Raw genomic sequence first — 21,107 nt, forward strand, 5'->3', positions numbered from 1 at the left:
GGCCGACCATGGAAGCATGAGCGATCAGAACGACCGTCCCGAGCGATGGAGCCGGGCCACCACCTACCCCGACATGTGGGCCGATCCGGACGACGACCCCCGCGACAGCGAGGGGAACAGTCCGGACGGCGAGCTGCCGACGCTGCTCGACTTCCTGTCGGGGTACCGCATGACCCTGCGCATGAAGTGCGAGGGCCTGGACGCGGAACAGCTGGCCCGCCGCTCGGTGCCGCCGTCGACGATGTCGCTCCTCGGCCTGGTCCGCCATCTCGCCGAGGTGGAGCGGGACTGGCGCAACTGGATCAGCGAGGACCCGGCTCCGCGGCTGTGGGGTCCCAAGGACGCGGACTTCCACGGGGCCGTCGCGGACCAGGCGGTGGTCGACGAGGCGTTCGCCGCGCTGGAACGCGAGCAGGCGGCGACCGATGCCGCCCTCGCCGCCCACCCGGACCTGGGCGAACGCCTGGGCAAGGACCGCACGTCGGTCCGCGAACTGATGGTGCACCGCGTCGAGGAGTACGCGCGGCACTGCGGCCACGCCGACCTGCTGCGCGAGTGCGTCGACGGCAGGGTCGGCCAGTAGCGGGTGCCGTCCTGCCCCTATCCGGCGGTCACGGGGTAGTGGTCCGACAGGTTCGTGTACGTGTACTCCTTGCCCCAGCTGGAGACCGTCCAGGGCGCGCTCCGCTCCTTGACCACGTCGTTGCGCCAGGCGGCGGGGCGGGCGTGGCCCGTGCGGTGCAGGACGTAGTCCAAGTCCTCGCGGGGGTCGTCCGGGTAACGCTCGGCGGCGATGGAGTTGTCCCGGGTGTCGAAGGAGTACGGGTGGCCGGTGCGGGCGTCGGCGGGGGCGAGGCCCGCGTCGGCGAGCATCGAGGCGTACTCGGCGCTGCGCGAGTCGACGTTGAAGTCACCCGCCACGACGACCTGTTCACCGGCGGGGATGTTCTTGGCGTCCAGGAAGGCGTCCATCTCCTTGAACTGCTTCGCGCGGGTCGCCGCGGCCTCGCCGCTGCCGCAGCCGGGATCGGTGGACTGGGCGTGCGTACCGACGACGTGCGCCTTGGTCCCGTTCACGTCCAACACGGCGTACACGAAACCCTTGTTGGAGTACGAGTCGGACCCGCAGGCGTCCTTGTAGACGTACTGCTCCTTGCGCACGATCGGCCACTTGCTGAGCACGGTCACGCCACCGTCCTCCGGCGTCACGGAGGAGTACGCGCCGCCGGTGGCATCCCACCCGCTCTTGCCGCGCCCCATCACGGGAGTCTGGTGCGGGTAGCGCCCGGCCGCGTTCGCCTTCAGCGCGTCGGACGAGGAGTTGTCGAACGCCTCCTGAAGCACGACGACGTCCTGCCCCCGGAAGAAGTCGGCGACCGGTATCGCCTTCGCCCGGTGGTCCTGGCCCCAGTTCGGGTAGAGCGTCTTGCTGAACAGGAAGGTGTTGTACGTGAGCACCTTGAGCGGTGGCGGCGCGGCGGCCGCGTCGGCGGCCACCGCCGGGCCGCCGGCGACGAGTGTGGCACCGGCGACCACGGAGGCGAGAGCGACGACACGGGTCCTGCGCAGCACTGCGTACGACACGGAAGCTCCTAGGGAGGCGGGGGGATTGCTGCGGGCCCGCACATCCAAGCAGCTGCGATTACGCCTGGGGATACGTCGCGTGAACGCGGTCCGCACTTCCCGGCCCGGATGTTCACCCGGCCCTATCTTCGTCGTACCGGCAAGATCTGGGCGAAGGCGCGCAGTACGGCCGCGCGCTCTTCCGGGGCCGTGCCCCGGACCGCGATGGCGAGGGCGGCCAGGAACGTCACGGCGATCACGACGACAGCGGCGAGCAGGAACTCGGGAGCCCCTGCGGCGAGTTCGATGAGGATGGTGGTCATGGCGGTTCCTCCGTCGGCAGGCCGGAGCGGGTGAAGGCGAAATCCCCTCAGAAATCCGGGGATCCGGGGTGCCGAGTGACCGACGGAGACGCGTCCGGCGTGGGCCGGCGGCAGGGCTGCGTCCGGGGTGGTCGGCCCCGGCGACCGGGGTCACTTCCCGTGGGAACGGGCGCTCATGCGCCGGTAGTTCGCAGCCATGCTCATCACTCCCTGCGTTCGGACTCCCACCATGCCCTGTTCCTCCAGGCGGGCGCCAGAGGGTAACTGGCGCCCACAGGTGGGGTGTTGCTCACACCGTCACGCCTGGGCGGACCTCACGAGGCGGACCTTGTCGACGCCGAGCAGGCCCGCGAGCGGCACCTTCGCCGCGGTCTGGCGGGGGTCGACCGTCGTGCCCTCGGCACGCAGGATGTCGAGGAGCATGCCGGCCAGGGGCATCACCATGTGGCGGCCCCAGCAGCGTTCGGAGACGTGGCCGAAGGGGAGGTAGCCGGGGTGGTCGTCGGGGTCGAGCGTGGCCCAGCGCTCGGGGCGGAACTCGTCGGGGTCGTCCCAGAGTTCCGGGTCGCGGTGGCTGAGCAGCGGCAGGAGCAGGACGTCGTCGCCGGTGCCGATGCGGGCGTCGAGGGCGGTGTACTCGGGGGACGCGTTGCGCAGGATGTTCCAGGACGGCGGGAGCAGCCGCATGGACTCGTACAGGATGTGCTCGCCCGGCGTCTCGTCGTCGAAGGGCGCCCCGAGCCAGTACGCGTTGGCGACGAGCGTGGAGACGGTGAAGCAGACGGGGGCGGCGGCGCGCCGGTACAGGCCCATGGCGTAGCGCCGGTCGCTGTACGTCGTGGCGTTCGCCGTGAGGCCCGCGATGCTGGTGACGGGCGCGCCGGGGCGGAGCCTGCCGGGCAGGGCGGCGCCGGTCGCGATGACCGTCCAGGTCAGCTTGGGCGTCAGCTCCAGTGTGCGGTCCATGAGGATGCGCAGCCGGTACGGGTCGGCGCCGAGGATCAGGTCGCGCAGGTACACGTGGCCGACGTGCGGCCACTCCCCGGAGAGGTCGGGCCGGCCGGGCACGGGCTTCTTCAGCGCCGCCCGTACGTCACGGCCGATGGCCTGCATGACGGTGGCGGCCTCGGTGCGCGGGATGGAGCGCCCGTGCAGCGGCTTGAAGGTGGGGCGTTCGCGCTCGGTGGCGGGCCGGGCGGCGAGGATCTGGTCGGTGAGCGCGGGCCCGGCGACGCCGACGGTGTCGTCGTCCAGGCGGAACACGTCCTCGCCGCGGTGGTCGCGCAGCAGGGCGTGGAGTCGCGGCGTGAAGACGGTGGTCCGCGCGAGCCGGTCGGTGCCGGAAATGGACATCGGAGGTCTCCCTGGGCGGGAGGGCCGAGCCCGGCGGCCGGTTCGCGGCACGCCGGGCCCGGGCCTCAACGGCGCATTACGTCCCTACGGTCGAGAGCAGGGCAGGCCTAGTACCAGTGGTACCAGGCGTACGCCTTGAGGCTCTTCTCGCCGGTGATCTTCTTCTTGAGGGAGCGGACAACCTTCATGTGCATACCTCCGGTCGATTCCGTCGGCGTCCATGCGGGACATGGACCTGCGGCGAGCATGGCCCCGTCCGATCAACGTCCGATAAACGGCAACGCGACCCGCGTGAGCGGAGCGTCAGCGGCCCGCATGCACGCGCGCGCCGTCACAGGTCGGCGAGCGTGCCGTCCACCGTGGCGTCCGCGGAACCGAGCCCGGGCGCCAGCCTCCAGAGCGAGGTCACCTCGGCCGCACGCGCCGCGTGCAGCGGGTCGGTGGGGTCGGCGGCGCGCGGATGGCGCGGCGCGATGTCCAGGCGGTCCACGACGCGCAGACCTGCCGCGTCGAAGTCCGCCAACAGCGCCTCCCGCGAACGGAGTCGCAGACGCTCGGCCAGGTCGGAGAGGACGAGCCAGCCCTCCCCCGCGGGTTCCAGATGCGCGGCGAGCCCCGCCAGGAAGCCGTGCAGCATCGCGCCGCCCGGGTCGTACACACCCTGCTCGACGGCGGAGGTCGGCCGGGCGGGCAGCCACGGCGGGTTGCACACCACGAGCGCGGCGCGGCCCGGCGGGAAGAGGCCGGTGCCGAGGACCTCCACGCGCCCGGCGAGACCGAGGCGTTCGACGTTGTCGCGCGCGCAGGCGACGGCGCGCGGGTTGATGTCGGTGGCGACCACCCGTGCCACGCCGCGGCGCGCGAGGAGGGCCGCGAGCACGCCGGTGCCGGTTCCGACGTCGAACGCGGTACGCGGCCGTGGAGCCGCGCCGGAACCCGGGAGCGGCGCCCGCGCGACCAGGTCGACGTACTCGCCCCTGACCGGGGAGAACACGCCGTAGTGCGGGTGGATGCGGGCGCCGAGTGCGGGCACGCGCACGCCCTTCGTCCGCCACTCGTGGGCGCCGATCACGCCGAGGAGTTCGCGCAGGGAGACCACCGTCGGCCCGTCGGGCGGACCGTAGGCCTCCCGGCAGGCCGTGCGGACGTCGGGCGCTCGGCGCAGGCCCAGCCGGTACTCGCCGTCGAGGTGCACGAGCAGCATGCCGAGCACGCGGGCCCGGTGGCCCCGGGCGCGGCGGTGCAGGTGGAAGGCGTCGGCGGGGGGTGGCACCCGGCGCGGGGGTCTTCCTGTCGACGCGGCGGCCGAGCGCGCCGAGGAGCTGCCGGGCGCCGTGGAAGTCGCCGCGCCAGAGCAGCGCGGTGCCTTCGCAGGCGAGGCGGTGGGCGGCGGCCGCCCGGGTCCGGTCATCGGCGACGACGATGCGGCGGGGCGGCGCGGCGCCGCTCTCGGAGTGCCAACCGGCGTACTGGACAGGGCTGTTGGTGTGGTCGTTCTCGGTCCACTCGATGCGGGGCATCAAGGACTCCTCGTGATCGCGGGGCGCAAGGGCACGAAGAGCGCGACGACGCGGAGAAAGAGGGCATGCGAAGCCCCCGCGTCGCCGCGCGCGAGCGGGAGTCAGCCGACGACCATGCCGAGAGTCACGAGGGAGAATCTGCCACATCGCGGGCCGCCTCGACCAGAGAGAGGCCGCGCACAAGAGAGGCGCCACCACCATGAAGCTGCACACGCACGAGTGGGGAGCCGGCGACCGCGTCGCCCTCCTGGTCCACGGGATCATGTCGGACCACCGCACCTGGCGGCGCGTGGGTCCCGCCCTCGCCGACAAGGGGTACCGCGTGATCGGCGTCGATCTGCGCGGTCACGGCGCGAGCGGACGTGGCGAGTACGGTGCGGAGATATTCGCGGACGACCTCGTCGACACGCTGCCGACGGGCGCGGAGCTGGCGGTCGGGCACTCGCTCGGCGGTGTCGCCCTGTCCCTCGCGGTGGAGCGCCTCGCGCCCGCGCGGGCCGTCTACTCCGACCCGGCGTGGGCGCTCGGCGGCGAGGGGGCGGTCGATCCCGCGCTGTTCGTGGAGTTCCGGCGGATCCCGCGCGACGTCCTGGCGAAGTTCAACCCGCGCTGGGAGGCGGCCGACCTCGACGTCGAGATGGCCACGCTGGCGGTCTGGGACCCGGACACCGCGCTCTCGATCTCCGGCGCGGACGCCGTCGACCGCACCCCCGCCGCACCCGTCGTGCCGTCGCTCGTGCAGGTCGCGGACCCGAGCACCGTCGTGTCCGACGCGCTCAAGGAGGAGCTGGCGCGGCGCGGCTTCGAGGTGCGCACGGTCCGGGGCGCGGGGCACACGATCCATCGGGACGACTTCGACGCGTTCATGGGGTCACTCGACGGCTGGGTGTGAGCGCGCCGTGCCGCCGCTCGCGGGCCCGGACGAGTGGCGGTGCACCGGACGGGCCGAGCCTTAGTCCGATTTACTACATTCATACATATATGTTCAGCTAGTGATCACTCTCGTACGGAGATGCGCCGCGCTCTGCGCCCTCGGCACCCTGACCGCAGCCCTCGCCGGTTGTGCCGGCGACACCGCCACGTCGTCCGGTCACACGGGCCGTCACGCCCGGCCCCCGGCGAGCGCCGCCGCTCCCTCGGCGTCCGCCCCGCCCACGCTGGCCCCCGGCCCGTCCGGCCTGACCCCCGTCTTCGAGAACGGGCCCCGGGCCCGCGGCCGTACCGTCGCCCTCACCTTCGACGCCGACATGACCGCGGACCAGGGTCCGCGCGCGGCGGCCGGTGAACGGTTCGACAACCCGGCGCTGGTCGCCACGCTGCGGCGCCTGAAGGTCCCGGCGACGTTCTTCATGACGGGGCGGTGGGCCGAGGAGTACCCGGCGCAGGCCAGGGCCATCGGGCGCGACCCGCTCTTCGAGGTCGCCAACCACTCGTACAGCCACCACGCGTTCACCGGCCGCTGCTACGGACTGCCGACGGTTCCGGCGCCCCGGATGCGCGCCGACATGGAGCGCGCGTTCGCCGCGTTCCGCGCGGCCGGGGTCGAGCGCCCCGTGCCGTACTTCCGCTTCCCCGGCGGCTGCTACGACCAGCGGGCCCTGCGCGCCCTCGCACCCGGCGGCGTCACCGCCGTGCAGTGGGACGTCGTCAGCGGCGACGCCTTCGCGACGGACTCCGCGGCGGTGGCCCGGCAGGTTCTCGACGGGGTGCGGCCCGGCTCGGTCGTCGTCATGCACTGCACACGCAGCGCGGCCCCCGCGACGGAACGCGCCCTGCGCACGATCATCCCGAAGCTCCGGGAGCGCGGCTTCCGATTCGTCCGGGTGTCGGAGCAGATCAGGGCCGCGGGGGCACGGGGCTAGGGTGGCCGGTATGGCGGATGTGGGTGGTCGTACGGATGCGGACGAGGTTGGAGTGACGGGTGAGGGCCGGGCAACGGCGGCCGATACCACGGAGGCCGGACCTTCGGAGGCCGGACCTTCGGAAGCCGGCGCCTCGGAGACCGGCGCCTCGGAAACCGGCGCCTCGGAAGTCCTCGCCGAGTGCGCGCTGTGTCGCGCCCCCACCGAGTACCCGGAGTCCCACAAGGGCATCACGCTCTGCCCGGTGTGCGAGTGGCGGGAGGCGGAGCGGGCGGCGTGCTCGGGGTGACACCGTTCGCCCCCCCGAGCCACCTCTCCACGCCCCGTCACGCCCCGCCCCGTCCCTCGTCTCACCCCCGCCGCGAACTGAGCGCGCACGCCCCCCACATCGCCGCCGCCGCGACGGCGAGCGACCCCGCGAGCGCGCCCAGCGACAGCGGCACCACGCCCTCCCGCGAGCCCGTGGTCAGGTCGGTGAGGACCGACTTGGCCGGGGAGCCCGTGGTGACGACCAGCAGCAGCGCGCCGAGCAGCATCGCGGGGACGGCCCGCCCCGCGGAGCGCAGCAGCGGCCAGTTGGCGAGCGCCCCGAGCGCCGTGCCGAGCAACGCGCTGACCAGCATCGCGAGGAGCCCGGCCGCGCCCGCGGAGAGCCGCGGCACCGGCACCCGGGAGTTGATGCTCGCCGCGTCGCTGATGGCCGTCACGACGAGGACCGCCGCGCCTCCCAGTGCGGACGCCGCGAGGAACGCGGCGAGCAGCGAGGCGAGATGCGCCCGCCCGGGTCCCGCCGCCGCGGCGGAGCAACTGCGGGCGGCGGGCGGCTCGTTGGACACACAGATCCGCACCAGCCAGGCGGCCACGGGCAGCAGGGCCCCGGCGGCGTACGCGAGCGAGTCCAGGATCGGCTGACCGCCCTGCACGCCGATGCCGAGGAAGACGGCGTAGAGGATCACGGGCGGCAGCCAGCGCTGGGAACGCACGAGCAGGGCGGTCTGGTAGCGCAGCAGGGCGGACATCACCGTTCCTCACCCCGCCTCTCTCCGGCCGGGGCGCTCACCGTCACCACGTGCCACGGGGGCCGCGCCGTCAGGAGCTCCCGCAGGATCCGGTCCGAGTGCGGCCGGGGAACGGTGAGGCGTGTGGTGCCGTCGGGCGTCCCGGCGGCCGTCGCCACGGACGCCGCCGTCACCGGCGCCGGAAGTTCCGCGCCCTGGGGCCCCTGGACCTCGATGAGGACGGTCGGCCCTTGCCGTTCCGCCGCGCGTGCGGGATCCGAAGTGTCCGTCTCCGTAAGTCGGTTCAGCGCCGTGCCGATCACCGCGTACGTTTCATCGGCCACCCCCGGAAGGCGGCGCGGGTCGTGGTCGACGAAGACCACGGCGCCGCCCTCCGCCGTGCGGTCGGACACCGCGCGGTCGAGTGCGGCGCGGGCGGGCGCGTCCAGGCCCGTCCACGCCTCGTCGAGGACGAGCAGATCGGGCTCCGCCAGCAGCGCCTGCGCCACGGCCACCTTCTGGCTGCTCCCCTTGGAGAGCTCCGACAGGGGCGTGCGCGCATACGCGGCGGCGCCGAACCGCTCCAGCCACTCGGCCGCACCCCGCCGCGCGGCACCGGCCGCGAGGCCGTGCACGCGGCCCATGTGCGTGAGGTAGCCGAGGGCCGTGAACGGCAGGGCGGCCGGGAACCTCTCGGGGACGAACGCCGTGCGCCGGCGCCCGCTCACCCGCCCCTCGGACGGTGCGTCGATACCGGCGAGCAGTCTCAACAGGGTCGACTTTCCCGTGCCGTTGGCCCCTTCGACGCGCACCAGCGAGCCCGTGCGTATACCGAGGTCGACACCGCGCAGCACCCAGGTGCCACCCATGCCGTAGCGGCGGCCGACCCCGTCGAGCCGCACCGCGAGATCACGTTCCATGAGGTCATCCTCGCGCACGGGCCGCGGCACCCGGCTGGCAGACTGGCGGACGTGAGAAGCGACGAAACGACCACTCCCGGCATGCCGGACGCGCAGGCCGCCCAGGACAGCCCGTTCCGCCATGAGAACACTTGGCGCGACGAGGCACCGCAGTTCGTGCTGCCGCTCGTCGCCCGCATCGAGCGCACCGCTCCCCCGGCCCGCACCGACGCCCTGGAGACCGCGGCCCGCGCGGTCCTGATGATCCTGAGCGACGAGCGGTCCCTCGGCGAGGGGCCGTGGGCGCAGGCGATGAACGACTGGCAGGACGCCCGCATCCGCAAGGTGGTGCGCAGGGCGCGCGGCGCCGAGTGGCGCAGGGCCGAGGCGCTGCCCGGCATCACGGTCACCGGCAAGTCGGCGGAGGTGCGGGTCTATCCGCCGGTCCCCCTCGACGGCTGGCCCAAGGAGCTGGCGCGCCTCCAGGTCTCGGGCACGGAGCTCGACGACCCGGAGCCCCCGGCCGGGGCCGACCCGGCGTACCCCGTCCTGTGGATGAGCCCCGAGGTCGACATGACGGCGGGCAAGTCGATGGCACAGGCGGGGCACGGCGCGCAGCTGGCCTGGTGGGAGCTGTCGGCCGAGGACCGCGCCGCATGGCGCGACGCGGGTTTCCCCCTCTCGGTCCGCACCGCCGACGCGGCCCGCTGGCGTGACCTCACCACGAGCGGCCTTCCCGTGGTCCGCGATGCGGGCTTCACCGAGATCGCCCCCGGAAAAACGGTCGCGGTCGAGGGCGGCCGCCATCTCTGCCCGCTCCCCCGCTAGCAGCGGTCGAGGCCTGTACCACCACTCCGGAATCACAATCAAGGGCTTGAAGAGCACCACGTTCCGGGTTACGTTTTTCAGGTCTAGACCAAGGGGGTCCGGGAATGTTGCCCTGTTTTGGGCGCAGTTCCGGAATGGGGGGAGCGTTGTTGCATGTCTGCGTACGGCCTCAAAGAGAAACACCCGGCATCGCAACGACTCATCGTCCTCGACTTCGACGGCGTTCTGCTCGACACCGAACGCATCGCCCTTGAGACGTGGACCGTCGTACTGGACGAAGCAGGCATCGATCTGCCCGACGGAATACCCACGCACCCCGACGGGACTCTCGCGCGCGACGCCCTGAACGGGGCGCTCACCTCCCTGCTCGGGCAGGAGAGGGCGCGCACGTCCTGGGACGTGTTCGAGCACGAGAACCAGCGGCGCGCGGACCGGGAGCCGCTGGCCCCGGCCACCCGGTCCTTCCTGGACCACTGCCGCGCCGGAGGCCACCGGCTCGCCGTCGCCTCCGGCAACGCGCACTCCTGGGTGGCGGGCCACCTGGACCGGCTCGGGATCAGGTCGCACTTCGCGTCGGTGTCCTGCGCCGGTCGCGGCCTCGCCCCGAAACCGGCCCCCGACGTCTACCTCGCCGCCCTGCGGCACGCCGGCCACACCTCCCACCGGGCGCTGGCCGTGGACGACTCCTTCGCCGGTCTGCGATCCGCGCACACCGCGGGAATTCCCGTCGCCTGGTTCACCGCCCGGCCCGCGGCCGCGCGGCCTCCCGTGCCATTGGCGCACCGCATTCAGGCGCTCGACGAGCTGAATTCCATTCTCTGACCTTCGCCACGCGCTCTGACCATATCCACGCGCTCTGACACTCTCTGTCCCTTTCTCGCGCATTCCGCCGCTCTTTTACGTTCCCGTCTCTGACGCTTCCTGACGTCTTGACGTTCCCGAGTCCACCACTCCGGCACATTTAGAGGTCATTTCCTTGAATCTCGCCACCGAAATGCGAACTCTGGACCAACGCGTGAGCGAACTCGATCCGCTGCGGTTCGCAGAGCACATCCATGAATTGCCGGAGCTCAACGGGTCCGCCGACACGGGCGGCCTGGAGCGACTGGCGCTCCGGCTCCTCGACCGCGTCCCCGACGCCGTCACCGACGAGGCCACGGCCGGCGCGGCCCTGCGCGACCTGGGCTTCGTGCTCGCCTCCCTGGAGCGGCACGGCACCGACCACCGGTCCCTGCCCGGCGCGGAGGAGGCGCTGCTCAAGCTCGGCGCCCTCGTCGACGAAGTGCCGCGCGACAGCGTCTACTCGTACTCCCTGCGCAACCCCGAGGACCGGCTGAGAACCTTCACCGCCCTCCCCGAGGAGGTCCTCTTCATCGAGGAGGTCCGCAGGGCGGGCATCGCCCTGCGGCCCGCCGTCGACCACCTCATGGCCGCGCTGCCGCTGCCCGTGCGCGACCCGCTTCTCGTGGAGCATCTGACCGCCGCCACCGAGGCGTTCAAGGTGTTCGCGCACGCCCTGCTGACCGTGAAGCGGAACATCACCCCGGAGGTCTTCTCCACCGGGATGCGGCCGTACTTCCCGCCGATGACGGTGGGCGGCACGGTGCTGTACGCGCCGGGCGGCGCCCAGATGACGCCGCTGCTCGTCGACATGGCGGTGCTCAGACCGGAGGCCGACGACCCCAGGCACGCGTGGTACGAGCAGTACCTCGACGAGAACCTGCTCTACCTCCCCGCGGCCTACCGTGCGGCGGGCGACACCATCATGGCGAGCCGCCCCCTGCTGCCCCGGCTCCTGGACGAGACCCCGGACGGCACCACGGTGGCCGTCTGGGCCCAACTGCGGCTGCTGATGCGGGAGATCCTGCACTTCCGGCTTCCGCACCTCCAGCTCGCCCGCGCCAACATGCGGATACGCCCGGACGGCTCCCTCGGCAGCGGCGGCTACACCACCGACTCCCTGGACCACCTGGTCGAGCTGACCACGGAACGCCACCAACGGCTGGCCGACGCCTTCGCGGCCGCGCCGCCCCTCGATCACGCCACGGCCTAAGGCGGAGAGATGTTCACGTCCTTCACCCCCGGAACCATCCACCATCCGCTGACCGCACCGCTCGGCCCGCTCGACCCGGCCGACGAGACGGCGATCCGCTACCCCACGCGCCTGAACGCCATGGCACTCCAGCCGGGCGCCATCGCGGGCGACAACAACCTCATCTACGACGCGGGCGAACTGGTCTTCTCCGTCGCCCGGTTCCACCGCGTGCGCCTGCGCAGGCTCGCCCCCGGCGAAGGCCTCGTCCTGGACCCGGCCGTCGCGCGCCCCGCGCTCGTCGAGCACGCCGCCCGCATCATGTGCACCGCCCTCGGCGTCGACTGCGACCTGCACGTGGGCGTGGACAGCGACCCGCTGCCCGTACACGCGGGCTTCGGCTCCAGCAGCAGCCTGATCGCCGCGGTCGCGACCGCCGTCAACCACCTCTACGGCAACCCCGTGGACCGCGCGGACCTGCTGCCCTTCCTCACCAGCAACCACGGCGAGGAACACACCGAGGGCAGCGACAAGCTCATGCCCGTCCAGTGCATCGGCGGCTCCGCCGCCTCCGGGCTCTACCCCGGCGGTGTGCAGGTCGTCGCGGGCCGCAGCACGGTCGTCCTCACCGCTGCCGTACCGGAGGAGCTCACGCTGGTCATCGGCGTGCCCACGGCGCTGCAAGAGCGGTCGACGGACGAGCTGATGGCCGCCGAGATCGACATGTTCGGCCGCTTCCGCGAGACCGGCGAACGCTGGGCGCCGACCATCGCCTTCCGGATGCTCCACGAGGCCATGCCCGCCGCGCTCCGCGGCGACCTCCGCCCGCTCGGGGACCTCGTCTTCGACTACCGCTTCCGCATGGGGAGCATCGAGAACTGCTCCTTCTCCCACCCCGGTCTGAGCGAACTCGCCACCAGTCTCGAACCGTTGAAGGCCGACGGGACGGCGACCGTCCTCGCGCTGTCCTCCGTCGGCCCCGCGTTCTTCGCGCTCACCGCCGACCCCGACACGTGCGAGTCCTTCTTCGCGGAGCACGGCATGCGGGTCATCCGGGCGCTCCCCCACAACGGCACCTACGAAGAGATCGAGCCCACCCGATGACTCTCCCCGCCACCGCGGCCGAGCGCGCCGCCACCTACTGGAACGCCCCGGAGACGGTACGCGACTTCGCGGCGCTCACCGCCCAGCCCTACCTCGTCGAGATCCTCTCCCGGTACGCCGACGACCCCGCCGGGCCCGCCCTCGACCTCGGCTGCGGCGGCGGACGCAACACCGTCGCCCTCCTCGAACACGGCCGCACGGTCGTCGCCGTGGACCTGCACCAGGCCATGGTCGAGGCGACCCGCGAGGCCACCGCGCACTTCCCCGCCGACCGGATCACCGTCCGGCAGGGCGCGGCCGACGCCGTCCCCGCCGACGACGACACCTTCGCCCTCGCCGTGTGCTACGGCGTCCTGCACAACGCCCCCACGCCGGCGCGGTTCAGGTCCTCGGTCGCGGAGTTGGCGCGGGTGCTGCGGCCCGGCGCCGTGCTCGCGCTCAACACCTTCACCGCCGACTCCCTCGACCCGCGGCTGCGCCCCGGGGAGACCCCGGGCCAGTACGTCCTGCCGGACGACGTCCCCATGACGCTGCTGCCCACCGAGGAGATCCTCGCCGCGCTGGCCTCCGTGGGCCTGCGCCCCGAGGGCGAGGTGCACACCTACGTACGCGACCTCGACGTCGGCCCGCGCGCGGTGCTCCGCTGCGAGCTGCGCCACGACGGAGGCACCGGCGGCAACGGTGAGGACGGGAGCCGGAATGCCTGACCTGTCCGACGGGTCGACCGAGTGCGACCCGTTCCCCGAGACCGCGCTGCCCACCGACGAGCTGTCCGCCGCCCTCGCCGACCGGCTCGCCGAAGTCCCCGACTGGCACTCCGCGACGGACCCGGTACGCCTCGGCTTCGCGATGAGCGAGCCGCACCCCCTCGCGCTGCACGCCGCCGGGATGTTCGCCGCCCGCAACCCCAACAACGTCGGCGTGCACACCCGCTTCGGCGACGGCGTGCGCGGCACCCGCCGCCTCGAGCGGGAGGCCGTCCTCGCCCTGGGCGGCCTGATGCACGCCGACTCCGCCGACGGCTACCTGACCAGCGGCGCCAACGAAGGCACCCTCGCCGGCCTGCGCGTGGGCCGCAACGCCCTGCGGGCCGCGGGGTGCCGCCGGGTGGTCGTCCTCGCCTCCGCCCTCACCCACCACTCCGTGGCCAAGGCCGCCGAGATCCTCGACGTGGACCTCCGGGTGCTGCCAGCCGGGCCCGGCTGGCTCCTCGAACCGGACGCGCTGGAGGCGGCGTTCGACGCGCTGGAGGCCGACGGGGAGAGCACCGGCGTCATCGTCGTCTCCACCGCGGGGTACTACAACACGGGCCTCACCGACCCGATCGACCGCATCAGCTCCCTCCTGGGCCGCCGCGTCGACGGGGCGTCGCCGCTGCGGTTCTTCCACCACGTCGACGCCGCGCACGGCGGCATGATCCTGCCGTTCACCGCGCCGGACATCCCCTTCGACTTCCGCAACCGCTTCGTCCACTCCATGGTCCTCGACCCGCACAAGTCCGGCCTGATGCCGTACAGCTGCGGGGTCTTCCTGTGCCGCAAGGGTCTGCTCGGACACGGGGCGATCCCGGCGCCGATGTCCGGCTTCGTGGACGAGACGGTCACCGGGTCCCGCTCGGGCGCCACCGCCGCCGCGCTCTGGGCCCTGGTCTTCGGGCTCGCGGCCGAGGGCTACCGCGAGACGTTCCGCGGCTGCCTCGACCTCAGGGGCCACCTGGCCGCCGCGATCCGGGCGGCGGACCCGGACGCGGTCCTGCTGCCCTCGCCCGGGAACACCGTCCTCGTCGTCGGCTTCGCCACGGAGGGCGGCGCTCTCCCCGGCAAGCTGAAGGAGCACTACCGCCTCGTCGGCAACACCCTGCCCTGGACGGACGGCGAGGGGCGGACCACGGACCGGCTCTTCCACCACTTCTACGTCATGCCACACATGACACGCGGTCACATCGACGCGTTCGCCGCCGACCTGGCCGCCGCGCTCGCCGAGCCCGTCACCGAAGCCGGGCGCGCACCCGTGGCGCCGCCCGTGCCCGCCGAGCTGAAACACCTGCGCGGCAGCAGCGCGTGCCTGCGCCACCTCGTCGTCCACCCGCCGCACCGACGCGACCCGGACGACTACCCGCACGCCTACTCCTTCCACACCTTCCGCAACCGCGCCGAACTCGGTGAGCAGCTGCGGGTCGAGAGCTGGGCGCCGTCGGACACCGAGGGCGGCGACCTGCTGGTGTACGCACCGGACTTCGACGCGCCCTTCGACAACGAGCTGTTCGGCGTGCTGTCGCCGCGGAAGTTCTCACTGGAGGTCCTGGACCGCAACCAGCAGAAACTGTCGCTGGTCGGCGCCGCCCACCTCTCCGTCTTCGAGGACGCCGAGGAGCGCCCGCACACGCCCGTCCTGCTCGTCAACTTCCACGCCGACGGCGGCTTCCGCTCCGCGGAGTACAAGTACGGGGACCGCTGGCACGCCGACGAACTCCAGGTGTTCGAGGACTCGTTGGTCGTCAAGGTCGGCAAGGACGCCCGCAGCATCCGCCGTACCGGCGACGACTACTCGTTCTCCATCGACACCTCGCTGGAGCTCAGGGTCGCACTGGTGGACGGCGACGCCCCGCCGCGCCTGGAGCGGGTGGCACGGCACGCCGACTCCGCGCTGCCGCGCCGCCGCCACCTGCTGCGCGGCCAGTACCGCCGTTTCCCGAACCGCTTCTTCGACGTCATCGTGTCGCTCACCGTCGGGCGCGACTTCACCGGCACGGTCGGCACGGACACGCTCCTCGCCGACGCGCTCCAGGGCAGCTCGCTGCTGGCCCGCTCCGCCGAGCTGGACCTCGCGCGCGTGCTGCCGCGCTTCGCGGAGGGGCGGCTGTGCACCGGCCTCGAAGCGGTCGGGGCCGCCGGTGGGCCCGGCGGCCGGTACGAGATGTCCGTCGGCCTCGGCCTCGGCGCGCGGCTGCGCCGGGAGCTGCCGGGCATCGACGTCGGCGCACCGGAGGGCCTGGAGCCGCGGGACGTGGTGGCCTGGGCCGAGCGGCTCTACCCCGTCGCCCGGCGCCTCCAGCTCGCGGGCGCCGACCGCGACGGCATCCGGCGCCCGCACTGGCCGGCCGGGGCGACGGGCGGCACCGCATGACCGTCGCCGCGACAGCGCTGCTGTGGGCGGTCCTCGGCTGGGGCGTCCTCCTCACCGGCCGGGCCGTCGTCACCGAACGCGCGCTCCGGGCCGCGCGCCGCGCCCCCGTCCCCGAGCCGGGGAAGGAGGCGCCGCACGTCGCGCTGCTCATCCCCGCCCTGCGGGAACAGGACCTCCTGGCCGAGGTCGTGGGCGCGACGGCCCGCCTGGACTACCCGCCCGAGCTGCTGCACATCGTCGTGATCACCACCGAACGCGAGGAGCGCGAGCGACAGGAGCGGGTCGCCGAACTCCCGGACCTGGCACGCCGCCTGCTCGCGGCGCCGGACGACGCGACCGCCGGGGCGCAGCTGTCCGGCATCGTGCCGTCCTCCCGCGCCCGCGACGCGGCGGCCCGCGTACGGGCCGCCGCGGACCCCGCGCAAGCCCTGCACGACGAGGTCGCCGACGCCCCCACCACCCGGGACGTGGCCGCCGCGCTGCTCCCCGACGTCGCCGCCCTGCACCCCAAGACGGCCCTGTACCACCTGCACTACGACGAGCCCGCGGGCGCGAAGAGCAGCCAACTGGTGTACGCGGTCGAGCAACTGGGCCGGCTGCTGCCCGCGGACGCCGACCCGTCCCGCACCTACGTCGGCGTCTACGACGCGGACTCCCAGCCGGACCGCACCACCCTGCGCCATCTCGCCCATGCCACGGACCGGGCCCGCCGCGCGGGACAGCCCCTGCCCACCCTCGTCCAGCAGCTGCCGCTCCAGCTGCGCCGCCCGCACGCGGCCCGCGGCGGCCTCACCGACCTGACGCTGCGCGCCCACGCCGTGGCCGACCTGCGGCGGCGCATGGGCATCGAGGCGCACCGGCTGCGCACCAGGGTCCGGCTGCGCGCGCTGCGGCTGCCCGACGGGCTGCGCACGGTCCTCGACCCGGTCGTGTACGGCATCGGCGCGGGCCTGTTCGTCCGCCACGACAGGCTCGTGGCCATCGGCATGTACGAGGAGCCGGTCGACGACCTCCTCATCGGCTACAAGCTGTCGGCCGCCGGGGAGAGCGCCGTGGTGCTGCCGGTCCACAACCTCGTGGACCGCTACGCCCGGGTCGGCTCGCTCGCCAAGGCGTACAGCCTGGTCGCCCTGGGGAGCGTGGTGGGCTGCCTGCGGCTGCTGCGCGATCCGGCGCTGCGCGCCTTCGGGCGGCGCAACACGGTGACGCTCGTCAAAGAGGGCCTGGACACCGTGTGGTGGTTCCTCGGGCCGCCGTGCGTGATCGCCGCCGTCTTGGTGCTCGGCGTGCGGGGCGACCTCTCGACGCTCCTGGTGTGGGGCGTCGCGGCCGGCGCGTACCTGGTCCTGCACGCCCTGATCAGCATGGGCCACGCCACCCGCTTCCTCGCCGGCCACGAAGGCGCCCACGAACGGGCCGAGCCGCTGCGCGGCGGCGGGGCACCGGCCCTGCTGCTGCCCCTCATCCTCCTCCAACCGGTGCTGCACTGGCTCGGCCCCCTGCGCCTCGCCGTCGCCCGCGCCCTCGGTCCGCTCGCCCGGCGCCCGCTCGCCATGGGCAAGACGGAACGCTGACCCCGCCCTTGCCCACCGCCTCCCCCGTCCCGTCCACCCCGCCCATCCCGTACGACGCAAAGGACCTCCCCACCATGAACACCCCAGCCGACACCCCCGAGATCCACCTGTCGACCGTGGTGATGGCCCACCCTCGGCGCGCGGCCGCCGCCCGCGAGCTGTGCGCGCGCCACCCCGAGCTCGACGCCCGTCTGATCACCGATCCGGACCCGGAGGGCCCGCCCTCCGCCCTGCGCACGGCCCGCCTGGCCTGGCAGTCGGTCGCCCCCGGCGCCACCCACCACCTGGTCCTCCAGGACGACGCGATCCTCGCCCCCGACTTCGCCGCCCGGCTGCGGGACCTGATCGCCGCCCGGCCCGACGCCTCGCTGAGCCTGTTCACCGAGTGGGGCTCGCGCACCGCCAACGCCGTGCGCGTCGCCGCCCTGCGCGGCCACGACCTGGCCCCCGTCGTCGACGACTACCTGCCCTCGGTCGCCCTGGTGCTCCCCGCCCCCGTCGCCCTCGGCTTCGAGGAGTTCGCGGCCGCCAAGACCGCGCAGGGCGACACCGACGACGTCGCGCTCCTCAACCACCTCGCCGCCACCGGCACGGAGACCGTCGTGCCGGTCGCGAACCTCGTCGACCACGCCAACCCCGCCAGCCTCGTCGGCAACGACGTGATGGGGCCGCGCAGCGCCGCCTGCTTCCCCGCCTCGGCCCCCGCCGTACGGCCCGGCCCGCGGGAACTCGTCCGGCTGGACACCGTCCCGTACTTCTGCTGGTGGGAGCAGCTCGCCGTCGCCTACGTACGCGACGCCACCTCCCCCGACGGCTGGCGGCGCGTCCCGGCCGAGGACGCCCTCCTGGAGCGCGGCATCACCCGCGAGCACGTCGTCGGTGCGCTGCGCGAGGCGCTGGACGGCCTGCCGCACCGCGCCTTCGTGCACGACCGCGTCAGCGACGTGCTGCTCACGGAGATCTGGACGACCGCCTACGCCCTCGGCGTGGTGACCCGCGAGAGCGGCGCCGCGCCCGACCTCACCGCTCCCCTGGCCCGTACCGCACTCGCCACGCTCGCGCCCGGCGCGCTGCGCCGCGTCGTTCCCGCGGGCTGGCTCGCGGGCGTGGGCGAGCTGCTGGCGCCGCTGGTGGCCGACGGCGTGGCGCGCGGTGCGGAAGCGGGCACGGGCTCGTGAGTCCGCGGCCCCCGGCCATCCGTGTCGACCGGGTCACCAAGACCTTCCGCAGCTGGGACAGCGGAGAGGGCCGCTCGTGGAAGCGGCCCTTCAAGCGGCGGACGGCACGGCGCACGGCGGCGCTCAGCGAGGTCGGCATGACGGTCGAGACGGGTGAATTCGTCGGGCTGCTCGGCCAGAACGGTGCAGGCAAGTCCACGCTCATCAAGGTCATGACCGGTCTGCTGCTGCCGGAGTCGGGCACGGCACGCCTGTACGGCCTCGACCCCTACGCCGACCGCGAGCGCAACGCCCACGCCATGGGCGTCACCTTCGGCCAGCGCACCCAGCTGTGGTGGGACCTGCCCGCGTACGACTCCTTCACGATCCTGCGCAACATCTACGGGCTGTCCGAGGCGGACTTCCGCACCACGCTGACCGAACTGGACGACGTACTGGCCCTGTCGCCCTTCTGGGACACGCCCGTGCGCTTCCTCTCGCTCGGCCAGCGGGTGCGCTGCGACCTGGCGGCGGCGCTCCTGCACCGGCCGCCGCTGCTCTTCCTCGACGAGCCGACCATCGGCCTCGACGTCCTCGTCAAGGACCAAGTGCGCACGCTGCTCGGCGACTTGGCGCGTACCGGCGATCACACGGTCGTGCTCACCACCCACGACATGACGGAGGTCGAGGCGCTCTGCCGGCGCCTCGTCGTCATCGACGGGGGCCGCGTCGTCTTCGACGGCGAACGCGGCGAACTCGCGGCGGCCGCGCACCACCGGCGCACCGTCGTGGTCGAGTTCGAGACGCCGCCCGACGGGTTGCGCCTGCGCACGGCCGAGGTCGTGGCCGTCGACGGCGCGACCGCCCAGCTGCGCCCGCACCCCGGCACCGAGCAGCGCGAGGTGACCGACGAGCTGCTGTCCGCGCACGCCGTGCGCTCGGTGGTCTTCGACGGCGCGAAGGTCGAGGACGTCCTGCGCACCCTGTACGCGGGCCCGGAGACCGCCGCCGCGGCGGCCCCCGCCGGAGGCCCGGCATGACGGTTCACGCATCCGGTCCCGCGTCCCGGGGGAAGCCGCGCGCCCACCGTCTCGCGGCCCTGGTGCCGCGCACGGAGTGGGCGTACCGCCCGCGCATCGCGGCGACCGCGTTCATCATCGTCACCCAGGTCTTCCTCTACGTGCTGCTGTGGCGCGCCCTGTACGGAGAGGGCGGCGACACGGTCGCGGGCATGGACGTCACCCAGGCCGTGACGTACTCGGTCCTCGCCACCCTGATGGGCACCGGCCGCGTCATCATGGAGGGCGCGTCCCAGGAGACCGCGCAGAGCAAGATCCGGGACGGCTCGGTGGTGTTCTGGTTCACCCGCCCCGTCTCCGCCCGCCGCTACTGCGCCTGGCGTGGCCTCGGCGAGAGCCTCTACGCCACGGCGTGGCTGCTCACGGGTCTGGCCGTCGGCCTGGCGGCCGACCTGGTCGCCCCGCCGCCCTCGACGGCGGCGGCGGTGGTCGCCACACTCTCGTACGCGCTGGGCCAGGGCGTCTTCTACCACTTGGCGCTCCTGGTGGACCTGACGAGTTTCTGGACCATCACCAGCTTCGGCGTCAACCGTCTCGCGGCGTTCGCGCAGACGCTCCTGTCCGGCGCGCTGATCCCCCTGTGGTTCTTCCCCTCGTGGTTCACCGCCGTCTCCGCCCACCTGCCGTTCTCCGCGACCGTGCACGTGCCCGTCTCCCTCTACACAGGCCGCATCCCGGCCGCCGACGCCTGGCCCCACCTGCTCGAACAGGCCGCCTGGTGCCTCCTGTTGGCCGCCGTCGGCCGCCTCCTGTGGCGCCGCGCGGCGCGCCGCCTCCTCGTCCTGGGTGGTTGATCCGATGCCTGCGATGCCCTCTCCCTCCGTCCCCCGCACCGACGGACCGGACTCTTCCGTACGCCCGGTGGGCCGCCTTCGGCTCGCCGCGGTCATCCTGCGCGCCGGTCTCCGCAGCCAGCTGGCCAACCGCGCGGACTTCGCCATGGCCATCGCCAACGGAGTCACCTACCAGGTGACGGTGCTCCTGTTCGCCACGGTCATCTTCGGCCGCTTCCCCTCCCTCGCGGGCTGGGGCGTCGGCGAGGTCCTGCTCATCAGCAGCATCCGCATGCTGGGCCACGGCCTGTACATGCTCTTCTTCGGCAACCTCGGCCTGATCCCCCATCTCCTGCGGGACGGCCGCTTCGACGCCTTCCGCACCCGCCCCGCCCCCGTACTCCTCCAGGTCTTCACCTACGAGGCTCCGGTGAACGCCGTCGGCGACCTGGTCGTCGCCTGCGCCTCGCTCGGCGTGTGCCTGTCCCTCCTGGACGTCGAGTGGACCGCGGCCATGGTGGCGTTCCTGCTCACGGCCGTCGCCGGGGCCCTGGTGATCGAGCTGGGCCTGAACCTGCACATCGCGGCCCTGGTCCTGCGCTTCCGCGGCAGCGAGTCCCTGTTCTTCTGGCTGGACAGCGTCTCGGGCACCTTCGGCAACTACCCGCTGGGCCTGTTTCCCTGGCTCCTGCAAGGCGCTTTCACCTTCGCGGTCCCCATCGCCTTCGCGGGCTTCTACCCGGCGGCATGGCTGACGGGCCACGCCGACACGGCCCCCTTCTCCCCGGCCCTGGTCTTCGCCTTCCCCGCCGTGGCGGCCCTCCTGCTGTGGTCGGGCCTCGCGTGGTGGCGCAGGGGCGTCGCTTTCTACGCGCGCAACAACTGACCCGCGGCACGCCCACGTCGAGGCCTTCGA

At 73.3% G+C, this 21,107-nt stretch carries 21 protein-coding genes and 1 pseudogene; 15 read left to right on the top strand and 7 right to left on the bottom strand.

Annotated elements, in window-relative coordinates; translation table 11 throughout:
• Window positions 1-16: 16 nt before the first annotated feature.
• Entirely contained in the window at window positions 17-583 is a 567-nt protein-coding gene (locus tag DEJ48_RS08420) for a DinB family protein (RefSeq protein WP_150215565.1), read from the top strand.
• Window positions 584-600: 17 nt separating this feature from the next.
• Here DEJ48_RS08420 and sph read toward each other — a convergent pair whose 3' ends face one another.
• The 5 genes and pseudogenes from sph to DEJ48_RS08440 all read right to left on the bottom strand — a co-directional run bounded on the left by sph (window position 601) and on the right by DEJ48_RS08440 (window position 4,759).
• Window positions 601-1,584 carry a sphingomyelin phosphodiesterase gene (gene sph, locus DEJ48_RS08425; RefSeq protein ID WP_150215566.1) on the bottom strand — a complete coding sequence of 328 codons (984 nt, stop codon included), beginning with the start codon at window positions 1,582-1,584 and terminating at the stop codon, window positions 601-603.
• Between the two features lie 122 nt (window positions 1,585-1,706).
• Entirely contained in the window at window positions 1,707-1,886 is a 180-nt protein-coding gene (locus DEJ48_RS08430) for a hypothetical protein (protein ID WP_150215567.1), read from the bottom strand.
• 297 nt (window positions 1,887-2,183) lie between these two features.
• Window positions 2,184-3,239, bottom strand: a complete 1,056-nt coding sequence (locus DEJ48_RS08435; RefSeq protein WP_150215568.1) for a cytochrome P450 — start codon at window positions 3,237-3,239, stop codon at window positions 2,184-2,186.
• 107 nt (window positions 3,240-3,346) lie between these two features.
• The gene (locus tag DEJ48_RS39635; protein WP_190538116.1) at window positions 3,347-3,487 is read right to left on the bottom strand and encodes a tryptorubin family RiPP precursor; all 141 of its coding nucleotides are present in this window, start codon (window positions 3,485-3,487) and stop codon (window positions 3,347-3,349) included.
• 83 nt (window positions 3,488-3,570) lie between these two features.
• A pseudogene (locus DEJ48_RS08440) lies at window positions 3,571-4,759 on the bottom strand (methyltransferase).
• A gap of 199 nt (window positions 4,760-4,958) precedes the next feature.
• Here DEJ48_RS08440 and DEJ48_RS08445 point away from each other — a divergent pair.
• From DEJ48_RS08445 to DEJ48_RS08455, 3 genes are all read left to right on the top strand, one after another.
• On the top strand, window positions 4,959-5,651 hold the full coding sequence (locus DEJ48_RS08445) for an alpha/beta fold hydrolase (RefSeq protein ID WP_150215569.1): 693 nt from the start codon (window positions 4,959-4,961) through the stop codon (window positions 5,649-5,651).
• 100 nt (window positions 5,652-5,751) lie between these two features.
• Complete coding sequence (locus tag DEJ48_RS08450) at window positions 5,752-6,621, top strand: polysaccharide deacetylase family protein (protein ID WP_150215570.1); 870 nt, start codon at window positions 5,752-5,754, stop codon at window positions 6,619-6,621.
• A 52-nt stretch (window positions 6,622-6,673) separates the two neighbouring features.
• Window positions 6,674-6,910 carry a hypothetical protein gene (locus DEJ48_RS08455; protein ID WP_150221065.1) on the top strand — a complete coding sequence of 79 codons (237 nt, stop codon included), beginning with the start codon at window positions 6,674-6,676 and terminating at the stop codon, window positions 6,908-6,910.
• Window positions 6,911-6,971: 61 nt separating this feature from the next.
• Here DEJ48_RS08455 and DEJ48_RS08460 read toward each other — a convergent pair whose 3' ends face one another.
• Together DEJ48_RS08460 and DEJ48_RS08465 are read right to left on the bottom strand one after the other, a co-directional pair.
• Window positions 6,972-7,640 (bottom strand): ABC transporter, encoded by a 669-nt coding sequence (locus DEJ48_RS08460; protein ID WP_150215571.1) that lies wholly within the window; start codon window positions 7,638-7,640, stop codon window positions 6,972-6,974.
• Complete coding sequence (locus tag DEJ48_RS08465) at window positions 7,640-8,539, bottom strand: ATP-binding cassette domain-containing protein (protein ID WP_150215572.1); 900 nt, start codon at window positions 8,537-8,539, stop codon at window positions 7,640-7,642. The genes DEJ48_RS08460 and DEJ48_RS08465 overlap by 1 nt, the downstream gene beginning before the upstream one ends.
• Before the next feature lie 81 nt (window positions 8,540-8,620).
• Between DEJ48_RS08465 and DEJ48_RS08470 the strand changes: the two genes are divergently transcribed.
• From DEJ48_RS08470 to DEJ48_RS08520, 11 genes are all read left to right on the top strand, one after another.
• The gene (locus tag DEJ48_RS08470; RefSeq protein WP_150221066.1) at window positions 8,621-9,346 is read left to right on the top strand and encodes a peptidyl-tRNA hydrolase; all 726 of its coding nucleotides are present in this window, start codon (window positions 8,621-8,623) and stop codon (window positions 9,344-9,346) included.
• Window positions 9,347-9,499: 153 nt separating this feature from the next.
• A complete protein-coding gene (locus tag DEJ48_RS08475) occupies window positions 9,500-10,168 on the top strand; it encodes an HAD family hydrolase (protein ID WP_150215573.1) in 669 nt (222 codons plus the stop codon).
• 193 nt (window positions 10,169-10,361) lie between these two features.
• On the top strand, window positions 10,362-11,399 hold the full coding sequence (locus DEJ48_RS08480) for a monodechloroaminopyrrolnitrin synthase PrnB family protein (protein WP_190537279.1): 1,038 nt from the start codon (window positions 10,362-10,364) through the stop codon (window positions 11,397-11,399).
• A gap of 9 nt (window positions 11,400-11,408) precedes the next feature.
• Window positions 11,409-12,482 carry a hypothetical protein gene (locus DEJ48_RS08485; RefSeq protein ID WP_150215575.1) on the top strand — a complete coding sequence of 358 codons (1,074 nt, stop codon included), beginning with the start codon at window positions 11,409-11,411 and terminating at the stop codon, window positions 12,480-12,482.
• A complete protein-coding gene (locus DEJ48_RS08490; protein WP_150215576.1) occupies window positions 12,479-13,189 on the top strand; it encodes a class I SAM-dependent methyltransferase in 711 nt (236 codons plus the stop codon). The genes DEJ48_RS08485 and DEJ48_RS08490 overlap by 4 nt, the downstream gene beginning before the upstream one ends.
• Entirely contained in the window at window positions 13,182-15,608 is a 2,427-nt protein-coding gene (locus tag DEJ48_RS08495; protein WP_150215577.1) for a pyridoxal-dependent decarboxylase, read from the top strand. Before DEJ48_RS08490 ends, DEJ48_RS08495 begins: the two co-directional genes overlap by 8 nt.
• A complete protein-coding gene (locus DEJ48_RS08500; RefSeq protein ID WP_150215578.1) occupies window positions 15,605-17,182 on the top strand; it encodes a hypothetical protein in 1,578 nt (525 codons plus the stop codon). Before DEJ48_RS08495 ends, DEJ48_RS08500 begins: the two co-directional genes overlap by 4 nt.
• Window positions 17,183-17,256: 74 nt before the next feature.
• Window positions 17,257-18,360 (top strand): hypothetical protein, encoded by a 1,104-nt coding sequence (locus DEJ48_RS08505; RefSeq protein ID WP_150215579.1) that lies wholly within the window; start codon window positions 17,257-17,259, stop codon window positions 18,358-18,360.
• On the top strand, window positions 18,357-19,379 hold the full coding sequence (locus tag DEJ48_RS08510; RefSeq protein ID WP_223831959.1) for an ATP-binding cassette domain-containing protein: 1,023 nt from the start codon (window positions 18,357-18,359) through the stop codon (window positions 19,377-19,379). Before DEJ48_RS08505 ends, DEJ48_RS08510 begins: the two co-directional genes overlap by 4 nt.
• The gene (locus DEJ48_RS08515) at window positions 19,376-20,212 is read left to right on the top strand and encodes an ABC transporter permease (protein WP_150215580.1); all 837 of its coding nucleotides are present in this window, start codon (window positions 19,376-19,378) and stop codon (window positions 20,210-20,212) included. The genes DEJ48_RS08510 and DEJ48_RS08515 overlap by 4 nt, the downstream gene beginning before the upstream one ends.
• Window positions 20,213-20,225: 13 nt before the next feature.
• Complete coding sequence (locus DEJ48_RS08520; RefSeq protein WP_190537281.1) at window positions 20,226-21,077, top strand: ABC transporter permease; 852 nt, start codon at window positions 20,226-20,228, stop codon at window positions 21,075-21,077.
• Window positions 21,078-21,107: the final 30 nt, after the last annotated feature.

The organism is Streptomyces venezuelae (assembly GCF_008642315.1).
Classification (GTDB): Bacteria; Actinomycetota; Actinomycetes; order Streptomycetales; family Streptomycetaceae; genus Streptomyces; species Streptomyces venezuelae_D.